This is a genomic window from Streptomyces sp. JLBJ103 (assembly GCF_058215575.1).
Window position 1 is genome coordinate 2,367,644 of record NZ_CM177089.1, and the last position, 17,828, is coordinate 2,385,471.

Here is a 17,828-nt window from a genome sequence, read left to right on the forward strand (position 1 = left end):
TACGGGTAGATGTGAGCCAGTCCGATTGTTTCATGGGCTCGGTGGTGCTGTATCCCTCACACTGGCGAGCGTCTTAATCACGGCCGCAGGTATTGTCAAGAGGACTGGGCCATACAATGTGGCCAATTTGCGCCTGAAAGACGCAGACCGAGACAAACCCTGAGGAATGCCGAGGGAACGGAGATCACGCGTGACGCGCAGCGTGTACGTGACCGGGATCGAACGTGGCGACGGACGCCAGGTGGTCGAGCTGGGAGTCATGGAGCTCCTGACCCGCCATGTCGACCGGGTCGGGGTGTTCCGGCCCCTGGTCCACGACGACCCGGACCGCCTCTTCGACCTGCTGCGGGCCCGCTACCGGCTGAGCCAGTCCCCCGCGTCCGCCCTCGGCATGACCTACGAGGAGGCGGCCGCCCTCCAGGCCGAGCGTGGCTCCGACGAGCTGGTCTCCCGGCTGGTCGGCCGGTTCCACGAGGTGGCCCGGGAGTACGAGTACGTCCTGGTGCTGGGCAGCGACTACGCGGCCACCAGCCTCCCCGACGAGCTGGGGCTCAACGCGCGGCTGGCCAATGAGTTCGGGGCCTCGGTGATCGCCGTCGTGGGCGGGCAGAACCAGACCGCGGAGTCGGTCGGCGCCGAGGCGAAAAACGCCTACCGGGCCTATGAGGCACAGGGCTGCGACGTGGTCTCCGTGGTGGTCAACCGGGTCGCCGCCGAGGACCGCGCGGCCATCGCCGAGCGGCTGGGCTCCCGGCTGCCGGTCCCCTGCTACGCGCTGCCCGAGGACGCCGCGCTGTCGGCGCCCACCGTCACACAGATCGTCCGCACCCTGGGCGCCGAGGTGCTGCTCGGCGATCACGCCGGACTCTCGAGGGACGTACGGGACTTCGTCTTCGGCGGCGCGATGCTGCCCAGCTTCCTGCCCGCGCTCACCGAGGGCTGTCTGGTGGTGACGCCCGGGGACCGCGCCGATCTGATCGTGGGCGCGCTGGCCGCCCACAGCGCGGGCGCCCCGGCCATCGCCGGAGTGCTGCTCACCCTGGACGAGCGGCCGGGCCCGGACATCCTGGCGCTCGCCTCACGGCTGGCCCCGGGCACCCCGGTGGCGTCGGTGGCGGGCGGGTCCTTCCCGACCGCGGCCGAGCTGTTCGCGATCGAGGGAAAGCTCAACGCGGGCGCGCCGCGCAAGGCGGAGACCGCGCTCGGCCTCTTCGAGCGGCATGTGGACACCGCGGCGCTCACCGAGCGGATCTCGGTGGCCCGCTCCGGCCGGGTCACCCCGATGATGTTCGAGCACGAGCTGATCGAGCGCTCCCGCTCGCACCGCCGCCGGGTCGTCCTCCCCGAGGGCACCGAGGAGCGGGTGCTGCGGGCGGCCGATGTGCTGCTGCGCCGGGATGTGTGCGACCTCACCCTGCTCGGCGAGGAGGACACGGTCCGCAAGCGCGCCGCCGAGCTGGGCATCCAGCTCGCGGACGCCGATGTGGTCGATCCGCAGACCTCCCCGCTGCGGGAGCGCTTCGCCGAGAGCTACGCCGGGCTGCGCGCCCACAAGGGCGTCTCCTACGAGCTGGCGTACGACGTGGTGGCCGATGTCTCCTACTTCGGCACTCTGATGGTCCAGGAGGGGCTGGCCGACGGGATGGTCTCCGGCGCGGTGCACTCCACCGCCGCCACCATCCGGCCCGCCTTCGAGATCATCAAGACCGCGCCGGGCGCCCACATCGTCTCGTCGGTGTTCTTCATGTGCCTGGCCGACCGGGTGCTGGTGTACGGCGACTGCGCGGTCAACCCGGACCCCGACGCCGAGCAGCTCGCGGACATCGCCATCCAGTCGGCCACCACCGCCGCCCAGTTCGGGGTGGAGCCGAGGATCGCGATGCTGTCGTACTCCACCGGCACCTCCGGCACCGGCGCGGATGTGGACAAGGTCCGCAAGGCCACCGAGCTGGTCCGGGAACGCCGCCCCGACCTGCTGGTCGAGGGCCCCATCCAGTACGACGCCGCGGTGGACGCGTCGGTGGCGGCGACCAAGCTGCCCGACTCGGAGGTGGCGGGCAAGGCCACCGTGCTGATCTTCCCGGACCTGAACACCGGCAACAACACCTACAAGGCCGTCCAGCGCTCGGCGGGCGCGGTCGCGGTCGGCCCGGTGCTCCAGGGTCTGCGCAAGCCGGTGAACGACCTGTCCCGCGGCGCACTCGTCCAGGACATCGTCAACACCGTCTCCATCACCGCCATCCAGGCCCAGTCCCCGACACAGAAGGTGCAGTCCGCGTGAACGGCTCCCGCGTCCTCGTCCTCAACTCCGGCTCCTCGTCGGTCAAGTACCAGCTGCTGGACATGGCCGACGGCACCCGGCTCGCCTCCGGCATCGTGGAACGGATCGGGGAGGGCCCGGTCGCCGACCACGCGGCGGCCCTCAAGCAGGTCGCCGACGAGCTGGCCCGGCAGGGCCTGGGCCTGGACTCACCGGAGCTGGCGGCGGTCGGCCACCGGGTGGTGCACGGCGGCACCCGGTTCACCGAGCCCGCGCTGATCACCGACGACGTGGTCGAGGAGATCGAGAAGCTGATCCCGCTGGCCCCGCTGCACAACCCGGCCAATGTCACCGGGATCAAGGTGGCCCGGGAGCTGCGCCCGGATCTGCCGCAGGTCGCGGTGTTCGACACGGCGTTCCACTCGACGATGCCGGAGTCCGCCGCGCGCTACGCGATCGACGTGGACACCGCCGACCGGTTCGGGGTGCGCCGCTACGGCTTCCACGGCACCTCGCACGCGTATGTCTCCCGCGCCACCGCGGCCCTGCTGGACCGGCCCGTCTCCGAGGTCAACACGATCGTGCTGCACCTGGGCAACGGGGCCAGCGCCTCGGCCGTGCGCGGCGGGGTGTGCGTGGACACCTCGATGGGGCTCACCCCGCTCGAGGGCCTGGTGATGGGGACCCGCTCGGGCGATCTGGACGCGGCGGCGATCTTCCATCTGACGCGGGTGGGCGGGATGTCCATCGACGAGATCGACACCCTGCTCAACAAGCGCAGCGGGCTGCTCGGGCTGTGCGGGGACAACGACATGCGTGAGATCGGCCGCCGGATGGGCGAGGGCGATCCGGACGCGCAGCTCGCCTTCGACATCTACATCCACCGGCTGCGGAAGTATGTGGGCGCGTACACCGCGGTACTCGGGCGGGTGGACGCCATCGCCTTCACCGCGGGCGTGGGGGAGAACTCCGCGGCGGTCCGGGAGGCGGCGATGCGCGGGCTCACCGCGTTCGGTGTCGAGGTGGACGCGGTGCGCAACGCGCTGCGCGGCTCCGGGGCACGGCTGATCTCCGCCGAGTCCAGCCGGGTCGCGGTGGCCGTGGTGCCCACCGATGAAGAGCTGGAGATCGCCAGCCAGACGTTCGACCTGGTCGGCGACTAGGTCCCAGTCCTAGCTGTCGATTTGTTGCCCGTCCTTCTCCGGCCTGAAATATTCCGCTCCGAAACAAACCGATAGGATCAGCCTCATGCGCCGTTCCAAAATCGTCTGCACCCTGGGCCCCGCCGTCGACTCCTACGATCAGCTGAAGTCACTCATCGAGGCCGGGATGAACGTGGCCCGATTCAATATGAGCCACGGGAGCCACGCGGAGCACGAGGAGCGGTACCACCGCGTCCGCAAGGCGTCCGAGGAGACCGGGCACGCGGTGGGGGTGCTGGCCGACCTCCAGGGCCCCAAGATCCGTCTGGAGACCTTCGCCGACGGCCCGGTGGAGCTGGTCCGCGGCGATGAGTTCATCATCACCACCGAGGACGTCCCCGGTGACCGGACCATCTGCGGCACCACCTACAAGGGGCTGCCGGGCGATGTCTCCAAGGGCGACCAGGTCCTGATCAACGACGGCAATGTGGAGCTGCGGGTCACCGCGGTCGAGGGCCCGCGGGTGCGCACCATCGTGATCGAGGGCGGGGTGATCTCCGACCACAAGGGGATCAACCTGCCGGGCGCGGCGGTCAACGTCCCGGCACTGTCCGAGAAGGACATCGAGGACCTGAGGTTCGCCCTGGGCATGGGGTGCGACATGGTCGCGCTGTCCTTCGTCCGGGACGCGGCCGACGTCCGCGATGTGCACCGGGTCATGGACGAGGTCGGCCGCCGGGTGCCGGTGATCGCCAAGGTCGAGAAGCCGCAGGCGGTCGCCAACATGGACGACGTCGTCGCGGCCTTCGACGGGGTGATGGTGGCCCGCGGTGACCTGGCGGTGGAATACCCGCTGGAGAAGGTCCCGATGGTGCAGAAGCGGCTGATCGAGCTGTGCCGCCGGAACGCCAAGCCGGTGATCGTGGCGACGCAGATGATGGAATCGATGATCACCAACTCCCGTCCCACCCGCGCCGAGGCGTCCGATGTCGCCAACGCGATCCTGGACGGCGCGGACGCGGTGATGCTCTCCGCCGAGTCCTCGGTCGGCTCGTATCCGATCGAGACCGTCAAGACGATGTCGCGGATCGTCCAGGCCGCCGAGCAGGAGCTGCTCTCCCGTGGCCTCCAGCCGCTGGTGCCGGGCAAGAAGCCCCGCACGCAGGGTGGTTCGGTGGCCCGCGCGGCCTGCGAGATCGCCGACTTCCTGGGCGCCAAGTCGCTGGTGGCGTTCACCAAGTCCGGTGACACCGCGCGGCGGCTGTCCCGCTACCGCGCCCAGCAGCCGATCCTGGCCTTCACCACCGACGCCGCCACCCGCAACCAGCTCACGCTGAGCTGGGGCGTGGAGTCCTTCGTGGTGCCCTACGTCGAGAACACCGACGCGATGGTGGACCTGGTCGACGCCGAACTGCTGAAGCTGGGCCGCTACTCCGCGGGCGACACCATGATCATCACCGCGGGTTCGCCCCCCGGTGTCCCCGGCACCACCAACATGGTGCGGGTGCACCACCAGGGCGGCGAGGTCAAGTAACGCCCCTCCCCCGCATATCGCGCGCGGCCGGACTCCTTCGGGGTCCGGCCGCTGCCGTACGGGAGGAGCTCAGCTCATGGCCCAGACATAGCGGTCGTCGTCGAACGCCCGCCCCGCCCCCGGGCCTTCCGCGAACAGCCCGGCGACCACCGCCCCGTCCACCGTCCGGGCGCCGTCGGTCAGCCGGACCCGGGCCCCGGCTTCGTCCATTACCTCAATGGCCTTGCCCGGCAGCACCTGGCCGGGACGGTGCTGGATGGCGAGGGCGATGGCGGCCTCCAGGGCGTCATCGGTGATGGAGACACCGTGGTGGCGCTCGTACTCGGGGCGCAGCAGCCGGAGGATGGCCATCATGTCGGCCACGGACGGCTCGTCCACCGGGACCGGCTGGAAGAACGTCTCCAGCGCGGGCCGCTGCGCGGCCGGTTCGACGACCGCGATCACCCGCGCCCCGGACTCCCGCAGCGCCGACAGCGTCTCGGAGCCCTCGCCCAGCTCCGCGTCGTCGAGGAAGAGCACCGTGCTCGCCGGTTCGCGCAGCCGCTCCAGCGCCGTGCCCACCCGCTGGGGGTCGACGGCGCACAGCCGCACCCCGGACAGCCCCGCCGGTGCCGCACCACTCGCCAGCCGCTGGGCCAGCCCCATGACGATCGCGGTCCGGCCCACGCCCGGCTCCCCCACCAGCAGGGCGCTGTTGCGGGACTTGCGCATCAGGACCTGCATCACCCGCTGGATCTCCCGCTCGCGCCCGGCCACCGGATCCAGCTGTGACCTTCGCGCGGCCTGGGTCAGATCGCGCAGCGCGGTGGGCTCGGGCCGCTCCGCCTCCGGCGGCGGAGCGCTGAGGAGCTGGACGACGCGGTCGCGGAGCGTCCTGCCGCCGTCCTCGCCGAGGACGGCGGTGAGGATCTGGACGGCCACCCCCTCGCCCGCCCGCACCAGACCCAGCAGCAGATGCTCCGGGCCGACATGGTCATGGCCGAGGGTGAGGGCCTCGCGCAGAGAGAGCTCCAGCACCTTCTTGGCGCGCGGGGTGAACGGGATATGCCCGGTCGGCGCCTGGGTGCCGGGCCCGACGATCTCCACCACCCGGGCGTGCACCACCTCCCGCGAGACCGCCAGGCTCTCCAGGACCTGGGCGGCGACACCTCCGGCCGCGAACAGGCCGAGCAGCAGATGCTCGGTGTCGATGGACGTGTGCCTGAGCCCGCGCGCGTCCTCCTGCGCGGACACCACGGCCCGGCGGGCCCGGTCGGTGTAACGCTCGAACTGGTAGCCGCTGGTGGCGGCGGAGGCGGGCGCCGACGACGATCCACCGGCGCGCACACAGCGGCGCAGCCCCTCCGTATCGGCCCCCAGCGACCGCAGCGCCTGCGCCCCGGTCGCTTCGCCCTCCCGCATCAGCCCGAGCAGAAGGTGCTCGGTGCCGATGTAGTTGTGGCCGAGCTGGAGGGATTCGCGCAGGGACAGCTCCAGCACCTTCTTGGCGCGCGGAGTGAACGGGATATGGCCGGTGGGCGTCACCGTGCCGGGCGGCACGGCCCGCTCCACCTGCCAGCGCAGGGCGTCCCGGTCGATCCCGGCGGCCTCCAGGGCCCGGGTGCCCGGGGTTCCGGTCTCGGCGATCAGACCGAGCAGGATGTGCTCGGTGCCGATGGACGTGTGCTTGAGCCGCCTGGCCTCCTCCTGGGCCATGACCACGGCGCGCCGCGCCCCGTCGGTGAACCGCTCGAACATCAACTCACCTCGCGGAGCAGGGCGGACAGATCGCTCAGGGCCCGTTTGGTGTGCGGATGGTCCGTGCCGAGGATCCGCTCGCGGTCGGCGGCCAGTTCGCGTAAGCGCGCCGCCGCCTCGTCCGGCTCCCCGGCCCGCGCCAGGTTGTGGGCCAGCACATGGCGGGTGCGCAGGGTGTGGACGTCGTCGGGGCCGAGCACCCGCCGCCGGTCGATCAGCAGCAGCCGCAGCAACCTGATGGCCTCCGGACGCCGCCCGGACTCGCCCAGGTTGACGGCGAGGAACTGGCGGCTGCGCAGGGTGTCCGGATGGTCGGCGCCGAGCACCGTCGTCTGAAGGGCGTGGATCTCCCGCAGCGTCCCGGCCGACTCCGCCGGGGCTCCGGCCCCGCCGAGGCTGTGCGCGAGCCACTGACGGCTGCGCAGCGTCTCCTCGTGGTCGGCGCCCAACAGGTCCTGCTGCTCCGCCAGAAGGGCGCTGAAGCCCTCTGCCGCCTCCTGGTACCGCCCGGCCTCGCACAGCGCCACGGCCGCCGTGTGGCGAGCCCGCCGGGCGCGCTCGGCGGTGCGGCCGTGGGCGCGGTTGCGGCCGAGGGCGAGCAGCGCCGCGTTCCGGCTGCCGCGCTGGAGCGGCTCGGGGAGCCCTTCGGCCCGCATGATGTGCTGGAGCCGCAGATACAGCTCCTCGATGCTGAGCAGCGCGGGACCGTCGGCCACCCCCTCGCGCAGCAGCCGGAGCAGCCGGCCGGTGAACGCCGTCTTGTCCTCGCCCTCCAGCACCAGGGACACCTCGTTGTCCGGGGACGAGGCCATCACATAGGTGCCCGCGACCTCGATCTGCCCCGCGACGACGGCCTGCGGGGCGGCCATGGTGCCGCTGAGCGCCCGGCCGGAGAAGCAGTTGTCGAGGATGATGACCTTGGAGGCGGCCGGGCTGTCGAGCACTACGTCGCGCAGCTTGCCGTACTCCAGCGAGTCGAACTCGGGGTCGGCCCACTCGCTGTCGGTCAGCGACAGATAGAGCTCATGGCGCTTGGCCCCGATCAGACCGTGGCCGACGTAGTACACCAGCAGCAGATCCTCCGCCGCGCGCGCCGCCGTCCGCAGAGCGCGCCCGACCTGCTTGATGTCGCCGACGTCCAGCAGCGTCGTGCAGTGCTCCGGAAGGACCGCGCCGTAGGCGGTGTCGGTCAGGGTGGCGGCCAGGTCCGCCACCGTGCGCCGCACCACCGTCAGATCGGGCAGCTCAGGATCGGTGTACCGGCTGGTGCCGATCAGGACCGCCCGGGAGCGCTCGGGGTCCGGCAACCGCACGGGCTACCCTCGCTCTTCGCGCAGCGCCTGGCGGAGGATCTCCTCCACCGCGGCCTTGCTCACATGCTTCGCCTCGATGTCGATATGACGGCCGTCGGGGGCATGGACGGTGATCCGGACCTCCGACCTCCGGGGGTGGTTCAGCCACGCGCGCACCGCCCCCGCCAGCACCGGGAGAAGACCGCCCGCGCCGACCGACACCACCAGCAATTCGCCGAGCGTGCCCATCTGACCGGGCGCCGGGGGCGACGATGTGGGCCGCACCCGCCCGGCAAGACGTGGTTCACCCCGCAGCCAGTCGGCGAGCGATTCCAGCCCCGCGCCCGGCTGCGCGCCGGCCACCGACATCCAGCTTTCCACCCGCTGCCCCCCGCTTCCCCCGACGTACTCCCGAGCGACAGGGAGCGCGTTCGTTCGGACACTCCCGGTAATCATAGGCCCGCGTACGCACGAATACGCCCGTGAGCACCAATTCGCAACGGAGTTGGTGCCCACGGGCGTTCCCTCCCGAAAGAGGGTTTTCGCGGCTCCCGAACGGGCCTGTGTGATCGCGGGGTCAGCCCCCGGTCTTGTACAGGTGCATCCCCGGCACCGTCAGATCGCCGCCGAACTGGCCGGCCTGCGTGACGGTGACCTTGGTGAAGAAGACCTCCGGGAGGTTCAGCGGCGGCGGGCTCTTCGGGCTGAAGGTGATCGGGATGATCCCCAGCAGATTGCCCGACAGCTCCTCGGTGTACATCGTCACCGTGCCGTTGCGGATGGTCGAGGTGGAGCCCTCGCGCGCCGCCACATGCGTGGTGGTGCCGCCGGGTCCGACGACCGTCTGGTGCAGGTCCTTGATGTCCACGCCCGAGGCGGTGAACTTGAGGACCTTCTTGACCTTGCCGCCGTACGTCTTGACCTCCACGATCCCCTTGTAGTCCAGGCCGTGCAGGCTCAGCAGACTGCTCTTGAGGGTCCAGGGGTCGTCGGGCAGCAGACTGGACGTCGGGTCGGTCTTGGCGTTCTTGTACGCGTCGGCGTCGAACTCCGGGCAGGGGAAGGCATCCTTGCCGTCCTCGCCGTCCTTGCCGCCGGACTCCGAGGCGGACGCAGAGGGCTTGGACGTGGCCTTGTCGGCCGCGTCCTTGGTGTCCTCGGCCGTCTCCTTCGCCTTGTCGACGGTGTCCTTGGCCCCGTCGCCGACCTTGTCCACCGTGTCCTTGACCGGGTCGGCGGGCTTCTCGGACGACGGTGACGCGGACGGAGTGGGCTTGCTGGACTCCGACGGGCTCGGCGAAGCGCTCGGCTCCTTCGACTCCTCGTCGTCCGGCGTGAAGATGTCCCTCAGCTTGTCCCCGACGCCCAGCGGGTCCAGCGGATTCGTGGACTCGGACTCCGAGGGGCTCGGCGTGGCGCTCGGCTCCGCGGACTCCTTGTCGTCCGCCGCGTCGGAGGAGGAACCGGACGGGGACTGCTCGGGCGTGGGCGTGCTCGTCGACGGGCTCGACGAGGGGTCCGGCTTCTCGGCCGGGGTGCCTCCCTCGGAGCCGGAGGTGTCCCCGGAACCCTTGGGGTCCTTGGACTCCGCCGAATCCTTCGAGTCCGCCGTGTCCTTGGCGTCCTTGTCGGCCTCGTCGGGCTGGGACACACACGGCCCGGCCTTGTAACGGTCCTCGGGCCGGGGGCTCGCCGAGGCGAGCTGGGGGGTCAGCCCCATGCCCATGAGCACGGCGGTGGGCATGGCGGCCAGCGCTATGGCCTTGCCCGCGGGCACCTGAAGGCGCGTGAGCATCGACTTCCTGGGTGCCGCGTGGCGCGGTCCCGTTCTGGCCCGGCGCGCGTTCGCGCCCTCCGGCTGCTCCTCGTCACCCCGCACGGTGCCTCCCATCGGTGGATTCCTGGTCCGGCGCGGACCCGCTGCCGGCCGGTTCCGGCACGCCGTCACCGTCCTCGTCGTCCCCCGGCGCGGCATTCGACCCCTTGGCCGGCTGCGCCGAGGGAGTCTCGCCCGGTGCCCAGGCGACGCTCATCCCGCCGCCGAACAGCGCGAGCAGGAATCCCATCAAGAAGCCGCCGATGTTGGAGACGGGCAGCGACACCAGGGCGAGCAGGATCGAGGCGGCTCCGGCGAACACCCGTACGGCAGGCTGGAACCACATGGTCAGGCCCAGGATCACCAACAGCACACCGATGATCAGCGACGCGGATCCGGCGGTGGTGGACAGGTTGATGGTGAACCCGCCCGCGCTGAAGTTGTTGTACGGGAAATACATGATCGGCAGCCCGGCCAGCATGGTCAGCAGCCCCGCCCAGAACGGGCGCTGCCAGCGAAATGCCCGGAAGGACCTCCGCAGGTCGATACGGTCACGCGCCCCCGGCGACTCGGCACTCATTGAAAACAGCTCCCTGGGGCCGGCGATCGGTGCGATCGCGGTGTTGTACAGCGGTACTCGTTGCGCGGCACCTCCGCGCTGCTGGGCGATGCCGGGTGAGGGGCAGCGTCGCGGCCCCCCACCCCCAGCTCAGCGCGTCAGAAGCACTCGTTCTTACCCTTGCTGACCTTCATCGAAAGGCCGGAGAGCTTGAACGTGCCCGCGCTGGTCGCCCAGGCGGTCTGCTTCACATCGGTGAGCGTGGCCGAGTCGGCCTCCTGGGCGAAGGAACCAGGCAGGGCCTTGTCGCCCTCCTTGATACCCGGGCCCTTGGTCGAATCGCCCGCCGCGACACCGATGTTGATCCCGCGGAACGTCGCATCCGCGTCCAGCTGGTCGAGGTCGATGAAGAGGTTCTTCGCCTCGACCTGCTTGCCGCCGTTGCCGGCCGACAGCTTCAGCGACACATCGCCGAAGACCGGGACCGGGATCACGACGGACTGGCACAGGCCCTTGATCTTGGCGTTCTTGAACGCCGAGACCGCGACCGGGATGGTCTTCCCGCCGTGCTGTGTGTCAAGGGCGCCGTACTGGACGAAGCCCTTACCGTCGAGCTGGTCGGCCGTGACCTTGAACTGCTGGCCGGACACGTTGAACGAAGCCGCGAGCGCACCCTGGGACAGGGCGACGCCGATCGCGGCCGTCGCAGCAACGCTCGGCACCATGACAACGGCGAACCGCTTCCATCTGGTCCCGCCACGAGCCAGAGACTCCATGACTTTCCTCCTTCTCGGACGTACATCTCCGGCCGGGGCCGAACCCCGGACCTGGGATGGGAGAAGTGCTACGTCCTCGGGAAGGAGAGCGCCCACGTCACACAGGCACTTACCGCACCCGCAAACACCGGCGATCACCCCCGAGCGACAACCACTGGCCACGCTTCTCGCGCAACCTCCTGGACAGGCTCTGCCTGTTGGGGCAGAGACCCCCCTGTCCAAGGCCGACGCCACTGCCGCCGACCCACTCGGTGGGGACCCAACCACGCCGCTGCGCCGACCGGATGCCGGGCTACGGGGGATGGACCGAGCTTGGCCGATCGTGGTCCATTCGGAGCGCGGGCACAAGGGGTTCGTTACTAGCGAGTAACGGACGGATAACCGTCGAGCTGCCGGACGGTCGCGGCCGGGCACACACGGTCGCCGTCAAGTGACCGGAAAGAGAGGGAGATTTACACCAAGACCGGACAAAGCACGGGGGTGCATTTACTGGCAGTAACAGCGACCGCGATTACCAAGTTTTGGTAAAGAGCGGTCGCTGTTTTGTTTGAGGAGCCCGAGGTCAGAACAGCACGCGCGCCAACGCACTACGCGCAGTGACCACTCGGGGGTCCTCACCTCCGATCACCTCGAAGAGACCGAGGAGATGGACCCGCGCCTTCTCCCGGTCCTCACCCACCGTCTTGCGCACCGCCTCCACCAAGCGCCCGAAGGCGTCCTCCACATGACCGCCCACCAGATCGAGATCGGCCGCGGCGATCTGCGCGGAGACATCCGCGGGGCTGTCCGCGGCCGCCTTGCGCACGGTCTGCGCGTCGACTCCCTGAACCCGCTCCAGCAACTCCGCCTGCGCCAGGCCCAGCTTGGCCTCGGCGTTGGCGGGGTCGTCCGAGAGCACATTGCGGTACGCCTGGACGGCACCGCCCAGATCCCCCGCGTCCAGCGCCTCATGGGCCGCGGCGAGCGCGGCGTCGTACGGCGTGGCGGGCTGCTGCGGAGCGGCCTGCTCGGCCTCCCCGGCCCCTTCGCCGCCTTCAACAGGTGTACCCACAATGCCGAACTGCTGCTCCGCGGCCTGGATCAGCTGGTCCAGCACCTGGCGGATCTGCGCCTCCGGCGCGGCCCCCTGGAAGAGCGGCACCGGCTGGCCCGCGATCACCGCGAAGACCGCGGGAATGCCCTGGACACCGAACTGCTGGAACAGCATCTGGTTGGCATCGACGTCGATCTTGGCGAGAACGAAACGCCCCGCATACTCCCCGGCCAGCCGCTCCAGGATCGGGCCGAGCTGCTTGCACGGCTCGCACCACTCGGCCCAGAAGTCGATGACGACCGGCACCTCGGTGGAGCGCTGGAGGACGTCCTGCTGAAAACCCGCCTCGTCGACATCGAAGACCAGACGGCCGGGCGCGGGGCCGCCCCCGGTGCGGGCCGCCTCGGCCCGCGCCTTCTCCGCCTTCTGCTTCGCTTCTCCGGCCGCCTTCACCGCGGCGAGGTCGACCACTCCACTCATGGACATGTTCCGTGGCTGCATGGTCCTATCCTCCCCTCTTCACGCGGTGAATGGAAAAGCGCATCAACCGGCCCCCCGACCGGCCCGCCGGCTCCCCAACCGGCGCTCATGGTCATCGCTTTTACGCTACGAGCCGTAGCGTAATCGCACGGAACGGCCGCGTCACCCCCGCCCCCCTCTCTCACACCCCCGATTCCTGGTGATCTCTCTCACCAGGCCTTCCGCCGCCACCAGTGGGTAGGGTCGCGGACATGAGCACGCCCGCACGCCGCGCCGGGCGCCCCCGCAGCGCCGAGGCCGACCGCGCGATCCTCGGCGCCACCCGTGCCGCGCTGGTCGAGCTCGGCTGGGGAAAGCTGACGATGGGCGATGTGGCGGCGCGCGCGGGAGTGGCGAAGACCACCCTCTACCGCCGCTGGGCGGGGAAGAACGAGCTGGTCGTGGACGCGGTGGCAGCCGTCTTCGACGAACATCTGGAGGCGGCCGACCACGGCAGTCTGCGGGCCGACATCGAGGATGTGGTGGTGCGGTTCGCCACCCTGCTGGAGCGCCCCGAGACCAAGACGGCGCTGATGGCCGTGGTCTCCGAGGCCACCCATGACGAGGCGCTGGGTGCCCGGGTGCGCGCGGCCATCGTGGACCGGCAGAAGCGGCTGGTGCTGATCGGCCGGGAGCGGGCCCAGCTGCGCGGCGAACTGCCGCGGGAGGCGGACCCGGCCGCGGCGGCCCGCAACGCGGACCTGATCTTCGATGTGATCGCGGGCTCGGTGGTGCACCGGCTGCTGCTCAGCGCCGAACCGGTGGACCAGGAGTGGGCCCGCTCCTTCGCCACCCTGCTGCTGCACGGGCTGGCGGCGGCGAGCTCCGACGCGGGGACCGCCCCGGCGCCGGAACCCGCCCGGGGACACCGTCAGAAGCCGGCCGGCTCCGTGTAGATCCCCCACTCGTCGCGGAGCGCGTCGCAGATCTCCCCGAGGGTGGCCTCGGCCCGCACCGCCTCGATCATCGGCTCGATCATGTTGCCGCCGTCCCGGGCGGCGGCCAGCATCGCCTTGAGCCCCGCGGCGACCTTGGCCTCGTCCCGCCCGGCCTTGCGGCCGCCGAGCACCCGTACCTGCTCGCGCTCGACCTCATGGCTGACCCGCAGGATCTCCAGATCGCCGGTGACCGAACCGTGGTGACAGTTGACGCCGACGACCCTCTTGTCGCCCTTCTCCAGGGCCCGCTGGTACTGGAAGGCGGACTCGGCGATCTCGCCGGTGAACCAGCCGTCCTCGATCCCGCGCAGGATGCCCGAGGTGATCGGTCCGATCGGATGCTGTCCGTCCGGCACCGCCCGGCGGCCGCGCTCCTTGATCTGCTCGAAGATCTTCTCGGCGTCGGCCTCGATCCGGTCGGTCAGCGCCTCGACGTACCAGGAACCGCCCAGCGGATCGGCCACGTTGAGGATGCCGGTCTCCTCCATCAGCACCTGCTGGGTGCGCAGCGCGATCTCGGCCGCCTGCTCACTGGGGAGCGCGAGGGTCTCGTCCAGCGCGTTGGTGTGCAGGGAGTTGGTGCCGCCGAGCACCGCGGACAGCGCCTCCACGGCGGTGCGCACCACGTTGTTGTACGGCTGCTGCGCGGTGAGCGAGACCCCGGCGGTCTGGGTGTGGAACCGCAGCCACTGCGCCTTCTCCGACGTCGCCCCGTACACATCGCGCATCCAGCGGGCCCAGATACGGCGGGCGGCGCGGAACTTGGCGATCTCCTCGAAGAAGTCGACGTGCGCGTCGAAGAAGAAGGAGAGACCGGGCGCGAAGACATTCACATCGAGCCCGCGGGAGAGCCCCAGCTCGACGTAGCCGAAGCCGTCGGCGAGGGTGTACGCCAGCTCCTGCGCGGCCGTGGCCCCGGCTTCGCGGATGTGGTAACCGGAGACGGAGAGCGGCTTGTAGGCGGGGATGCCGTGGGCGCAGTACTCCATCAGATCGCCGATCAGGCGCAGATGGGGCTCGGGCGGGAAGAGCCACTCCTTCTGGGCGATGTACTCCTTGAAGATGTCGGTCTGGAGGGTGCCGTTGAGCCGCGAGATGTCCACGCCCTGGCGCTCGGCGGCCACCAGGTACATACAGAAGACGGGGACGGCCGGGCCGCTGATCGTCATCGAGGTGGTGACATCGCCGAGCGGGATGTCCTTGAAGAGGATCTCCATGTCGGCGGCGGAGTCGATGGCGACACCGCAGTGGCCCACCTCGCCGAGCGAGCGCGGATCGTCGGAGTCCCGGCCCATCAGGGTCGGCATGTCGAAGGCGACCGACAGACCGCCGCCGCCCGCCTCCAGGATCATCTTGTAGCGCTCGTTGGTCTGCTCGGCGTTGCCGAACCCGGCGAACTGGCGGATGGTCCACGCCCGGCCGCGGTAGCCGGTGGGATACAGACCGCGGGTGTACGGGAACTCCCCGGGCCAGCCGATCCGCTCGAACCCCTCCACGGTGTCACCCGGAGCGGGTCCGTAGACCGGCTCGACGGCGTCGCCCGAGAGCGTGGTGAAGTCGGCATCGCGCTTGCGTGCCGCGTCGTACCGGGCCTGCCAGCGACGGCGGCCTGCCTCAATGCCTTCGGCGTCCATGGCTCAAATTTACTAGGACGTCCAAGTAATTCTCAATGGCTGACCGCCCGGGTCCGGCCGATCGAGTGGTCTGCCGGACCGTTCTCGCAGGTCAGCGGTCCGGCAGAAAACCGTCGAAATTCGGGGCGCGGAGCGTCGGCAGACCGGGGAGGGCTGTCGCACTGTCGTGCGGAGCCTTACGCCTGAGCGGGCTCCGCCTGGGCGTCGGCGACCAGCGGGGCCACCTCGCGGTACACCATGCGCTCGACGAAGAAGACCGCGGTCGGCACGGTGCCCGCCAGCAGCACCCAGGCCAGCTTGCCGAACGGCCACTTCGCCTTGGAGCCCAGGTCGAAGGCGAAGACCAGGTAGAGGACGTAGAGCCAGCCGTGGGCGATACCGACCATGGTCACGAAGCCTGCGGCGCCGTCCACGTCCAGCAGATACTTGGCGACCATGCCGATCGTCAGCAGGATCAGCAGCACGCCGGTGACATAGGCCATCACCCGGTAGCGGGTCAGGACGCTTCGTTTCATGGCACTGAGCGTAACCGTGCGTTCCGGGGCGATCTTCGCCGCCCCCGGCTCGGCCAGGGCGAACCCTAGTCCTCGCCCTCGGCCCCGTTCCCGGCCTCGTTCTCGAAGTCCTCCGCCGCGACCCGCAGCGGCCGCAACATGGCGAAGATCCGGCCGCACTCCTCGGCGTCGTAGACCCCGAGTCCGAAGTCCATCGCCATCAGGTCGCGGGTGGCCGACTCCACCACCTCGCGTCCCCGGTCGGTGATCGAGGCGAGGGTGCCGCGGCCGTCGTTGGGGTTCGGCCGCTTGGCCACCAGACCGGACTTGACCAGGCGGTCCACCGTGTTGGTGACCGATGTCGGGTGGACCATCAGCCGCTCGCCGATCTTCGACATCGGCAGCTCACCGGCCTGGGAGAAGGTGAGCAGCACCAGCGCCTCATAGCGGGCGAAGGTCAGTCCGTACGGCTTGACGACCGCGTCGACCTGGCCGAGCAGAATCTGCTGGGCCCGCATGATCGAGGTGATCGCGGCCATGGACGGCACGGACCCCCATCGCTGCTTCCAGAGTTCGTCGGCGCGGGCGATCGGGTCGAACGGCAGGCTCAGCGGCTTCGGCACATCCCCGACCCTACCGGCCGGTCATATCGTGGTCAGCCTCATCTCAAAGTTCGGTCCGCTCCGTTCCGGGCCCAGTACGCTCCGTTCCGGGACCGATCCGCTCCGTTCCAGGCCCCGTACCCTCCGTTCCGTGGGCACCGCGCCGTACCTCCAGCGCCACCAGGGCCGAGCAGACCGCCCCCAGCCCGCCCGACACCGCGGCGACCGCGGTCACCGGCGCGAACTCGGCCGCCGCCCCGGAGACCGCCATGCCCAGTCCTTGCGAGGTCATCATCCCGGCCGTCAGCACCGTCATCGCCCGGCCCCGCAGCTCCTCCGGGACCGCGGCGAGGAACCACTGATCCAGGCCCAGGCTGTAGGCGATACCGCAGCCGGTCAGCACCTGGAGGGCCAGCGCCCAGCCGAACGAGGGGTGGGCGGCGTACCCGAGGGCGGGCAGCGCCGCCGCCACCCCCACGGGCAGCGTCAGCCGGGCCCGCGCCCGCGGTCCGAGAGCCGAGCCCACCAAGACCTCGCTGACGATCGCGCCGATCGGCATCCCGCACATCAGCAGCCCAAGACCGGCCGAGCCCAGGCCCAGCCCATCGGCGTACGGCGTCAGCAGAACCTCCGGCATCACCACGAACATCGGCGGCACCCAGGACAGCAGCAGCAGCCCGCGGATCCGGCGGTCGGCGAACAGCCTCCGCACCCCGTGCAGCGAATCGCCCAGCAGCGCCCCGCCGTTCTCGTCCGCCTGCCGCCGGGCCGGGCGGGCCCGGGTGCCGAACCGCAGGATCAGCGCCGAGACGACCAGGGCCGCCGCCGTGAGGACCAGCACGGCGCGCGGCGACACCGCCGCCAGCAGCAGCCCGCCCACCGCGAACCCCGCGAGCTGCGCGCCCTGCGCGGTGATCCGGATGACCGAGCGGCCCAGGACGAAGGCGTCGCCCTCGCCGAGGATGTCGCCGAGCGTGGCCGAGCGGGTCCCGCTGAACACCGGCGAGACGGTGGCGGTCACACAGCGCAGGGCCAGCAGCACCGCCACCGGCATCCCGGGGACGACCATGGCGGCCACGCACGCGGCGTTCACCAGGTCGCACACCACCAGCACCCGGCGGGGCGGGAAGCGGTCGGCGACCGAGGACAGCAGCGTGCCGCCAATGACGTAGGGCAGCATCGCGGTCGCGAAGGTCAGCGCGCTCATCAGCGGGGAATCGGTCAGCCGGTAGACCAGGACGGACAGCGCGATCCCGCAGACCATCTCGCCCAGCATGGAGATCAGATGCGCCGCGAAGACGGCCCGGAACTCCCGGACCGCGAACACGGCGCGATAGCCAACGCTCTCCGGCGCCCGTCCGGTTCCCGCGCCGCCGCCGGGCGCGAGCTCGGGTCGGGAGGCATGCGCCGCGGCGGGTGACGACGGGAGGGGTCCGGTCTTCCCGGGCCCGGAGGGTGTTGACATGGCGTCAGCCTGCCGTGCGCCGCGAGC

The 17,828-nt window shown here is 70.6% G+C and carries 15 protein-coding genes and 2 pseudogenes; 4 read left to right on the forward strand and 13 right to left on the reverse strand.

Going from position 1 to position 17,828, the window contains the following annotated elements; all coding sequences use genetic code 11:
• The first annotated feature begins 190 nt into the window (after positions 1–190).
• From pta to pyk, 3 genes are all read left to right on the forward strand, one after another.
• Entirely contained in the window at positions 191–2,281 is a 2,091-nt protein-coding gene (pta, locus tag AC4BEG_RS10115) for a phosphate acetyltransferase (RefSeq protein WP_490705555.1), read from the forward strand.
• The gene (locus tag AC4BEG_RS10120; protein WP_490705556.1) at positions 2,278–3,423 is read left to right on the forward strand and encodes an acetate kinase; all 1,146 of its coding nucleotides are present in this window, start codon (positions 2,278–2,280) and stop codon (positions 3,421–3,423) included. The genes pta and AC4BEG_RS10120 overlap by 4 nt, the downstream gene beginning before the upstream one ends.
• Before the next feature lie 85 nt (positions 3,424–3,508).
• Positions 3,509–4,936: a pyruvate kinase gene (gene pyk / locus AC4BEG_RS10125; protein ID WP_490705557.1), complete on the forward strand. Its 1,428-nt coding sequence runs from the start codon at positions 3,509–3,511 to the stop codon at positions 4,934–4,936.
• A gap of 69 nt (positions 4,937–5,005) precedes the next feature.
• Here the strand turns inward: pyk and AC4BEG_RS10130 are convergent, their stop codons facing one another.
• The 9 genes and pseudogenes from AC4BEG_RS10130 to AC4BEG_RS10170 all read right to left on the reverse strand — a co-directional run bounded on the left by AC4BEG_RS10130 (position 5,006) and on the right by AC4BEG_RS10170 (position 12,650).
• Positions 5,006–5,290, reverse strand: a complete 285-nt coding sequence (locus AC4BEG_RS10130; RefSeq protein WP_490707044.1) for a hypothetical protein — start codon at positions 5,288–5,290, stop codon at positions 5,006–5,008.
• Between the two features lie 195 nt (positions 5,291–5,485).
• Positions 5,486–6,172 (reverse strand): annotated as a pseudogene (locus AC4BEG_RS10135) (Clp protease N-terminal domain-containing protein); the annotation flags it as partial.
• Positions 6,173–6,211: 39 nt separating this feature from the next.
• Positions 6,212–6,673, reverse strand: a pseudogene (locus AC4BEG_RS10140) (Clp protease N-terminal domain-containing protein); the annotation flags it as partial.
• Entirely contained in the window at positions 6,673–7,986 is a 1,314-nt protein-coding gene (locus AC4BEG_RS10145) for a caspase family protein (RefSeq protein WP_490705558.1), read from the reverse strand. The gene AC4BEG_RS10145 and the pseudogene AC4BEG_RS10140, both read right to left, overlap by 1 nt.
• A gap of 3 nt (positions 7,987–7,989) precedes the next feature.
• Complete coding sequence (locus AC4BEG_RS10150; protein ID WP_490705559.1) at positions 7,990–8,334, reverse strand: effector-associated constant component EACC1; 345 nt, start codon at positions 8,332–8,334, stop codon at positions 7,990–7,992.
• A gap of 208 nt (positions 8,335–8,542) precedes the next feature.
• Positions 8,543–9,844, reverse strand: a complete 1,302-nt coding sequence (locus AC4BEG_RS10155; protein WP_490707045.1) for a hydrogenase expression protein HypF — start codon at positions 9,842–9,844, stop codon at positions 8,543–8,545.
• Positions 9,834–10,361: a DUF6114 domain-containing protein gene (locus AC4BEG_RS10160; protein WP_490705560.1), complete on the reverse strand. Its 528-nt coding sequence runs from the start codon at positions 10,359–10,361 to the stop codon at positions 9,834–9,836. The genes AC4BEG_RS10155 and AC4BEG_RS10160 overlap by 11 nt, the downstream gene beginning before the upstream one ends.
• A gap of 137 nt (positions 10,362–10,498) precedes the next feature.
• A complete protein-coding gene (locus AC4BEG_RS10165; protein WP_490705561.1) occupies positions 10,499–11,116 on the reverse strand; it encodes a DUF6230 family protein in 618 nt (205 codons plus the stop codon).
• A gap of 562 nt (positions 11,117–11,678) precedes the next feature.
• Positions 11,679–12,650 (reverse strand): tetratricopeptide repeat protein, encoded by a 972-nt coding sequence (locus AC4BEG_RS10170; protein WP_490705562.1) that lies wholly within the window; start codon positions 12,648–12,650, stop codon positions 11,679–11,681.
• Positions 12,651–12,880: 230 nt separating this feature from the next.
• Here AC4BEG_RS10170 and AC4BEG_RS10175 point away from each other — a divergent pair, with 230 nt between their 5' ends.
• Entirely contained in the window at positions 12,881–13,564 is a 684-nt protein-coding gene (locus tag AC4BEG_RS10175; RefSeq protein WP_490705563.1) for a TetR/AcrR family transcriptional regulator, read from the forward strand.
• Here the strand turns inward: AC4BEG_RS10175 and icmA are convergent.
• The 4 genes from icmA to AC4BEG_RS10195 all read right to left on the reverse strand — a co-directional run bounded on the left by icmA (position 13,540) and on the right by AC4BEG_RS10195 (position 17,801).
• Positions 13,540–15,240: a coenzyme B12-dependent isobutyryl-CoA mutase large subunit gene (gene icmA, locus AC4BEG_RS10180; RefSeq protein WP_490705564.1), complete on the reverse strand. Its 1,701-nt coding sequence runs from the start codon at positions 15,238–15,240 to the stop codon at positions 13,540–13,542. The genes AC4BEG_RS10175 and icmA overlap by 25 nt on opposite strands.
• Positions 15,241–15,416: 176 nt before the next feature.
• Positions 15,417–15,755 carry a DUF3817 domain-containing protein gene (locus tag AC4BEG_RS10185; RefSeq protein ID WP_490705565.1) on the reverse strand — a complete coding sequence of 113 codons (339 nt, stop codon included), beginning with the start codon at positions 15,753–15,755 and terminating at the stop codon, positions 15,417–15,419.
• A gap of 65 nt (positions 15,756–15,820) precedes the next feature.
• Positions 15,821–16,357, reverse strand: coding sequence for a MarR family winged helix-turn-helix transcriptional regulator (locus tag AC4BEG_RS10190; protein ID WP_490705566.1), 537 nt, complete (start codon positions 16,355–16,357; stop codon positions 15,821–15,823).
• A 43-nt stretch (positions 16,358–16,400) separates the two neighbouring features.
• Positions 16,401–17,801: an MFS transporter gene (locus AC4BEG_RS10195; protein ID WP_490705567.1), complete on the reverse strand. Its 1,401-nt coding sequence runs from the start codon at positions 17,799–17,801 to the stop codon at positions 16,401–16,403.
• Positions 17,802–17,828 lie beyond the last annotated feature (27 nt).

Excerpts from the sequence above, each read along its gene's own strand:
- AC4BEG_RS10170 (WP_490705562.1), bottom strand. The coding sequence starts at position 12,650 with ATGCAGCCACGGAACATGTCCATGAGTGGAGTGGTCGACCTCGCCGCG.
- AC4BEG_RS10195 (WP_490705567.1), bottom strand. The coding sequence starts at position 17,801 with ATGTCAACACCCTCCGGGCCCGGGAAGACCGGACCCCTCCCGTCGTCA.
- AC4BEG_RS10150 (WP_490705559.1), bottom strand. The coding sequence starts at position 8,334 with ATGTCGGTGGCCGGCGCGCAGCCGGGCGCGGGGCTGGAATCGCTCGCC.
- AC4BEG_RS10175 (WP_490705563.1), top strand. The coding sequence starts at position 12,881 with ATGAGCACGCCCGCACGCCGCGCCGGGCGCCCCCGCAGCGCCGAGGCC.
- AC4BEG_RS10160 (WP_490705560.1), bottom strand. The coding sequence starts at position 10,361 with ATGAGTGCCGAGTCGCCGGGGGCGCGTGACCGTATCGACCTGCGGAGG.
- pyk (WP_490705557.1), top strand. The coding sequence starts at position 3,509 with ATGCGCCGTTCCAAAATCGTCTGCACCCTGGGCCCCGCCGTCGACTCC.
- icmA (WP_490705564.1), bottom strand. The coding sequence starts at position 15,240 with ATGGACGCCGAAGGCATTGAGGCAGGCCGCCGTCGCTGGCAGGCCCGG.
- AC4BEG_RS10130 (WP_490707044.1), bottom strand. The coding sequence starts at position 5,290 with ATGATGGCCATCCTCCGGCTGCTGCGCCCCGAGTACGAGCGCCACCAC.
- AC4BEG_RS10185 (WP_490705565.1), bottom strand. The coding sequence starts at position 15,755 with ATGAAACGAAGCGTCCTGACCCGCTACCGGGTGATGGCCTATGTCACC.
- AC4BEG_RS10165 (WP_490705561.1), bottom strand. The coding sequence starts at position 11,116 with ATGGAGTCTCTGGCTCGTGGCGGGACCAGATGGAAGCGGTTCGCCGTT.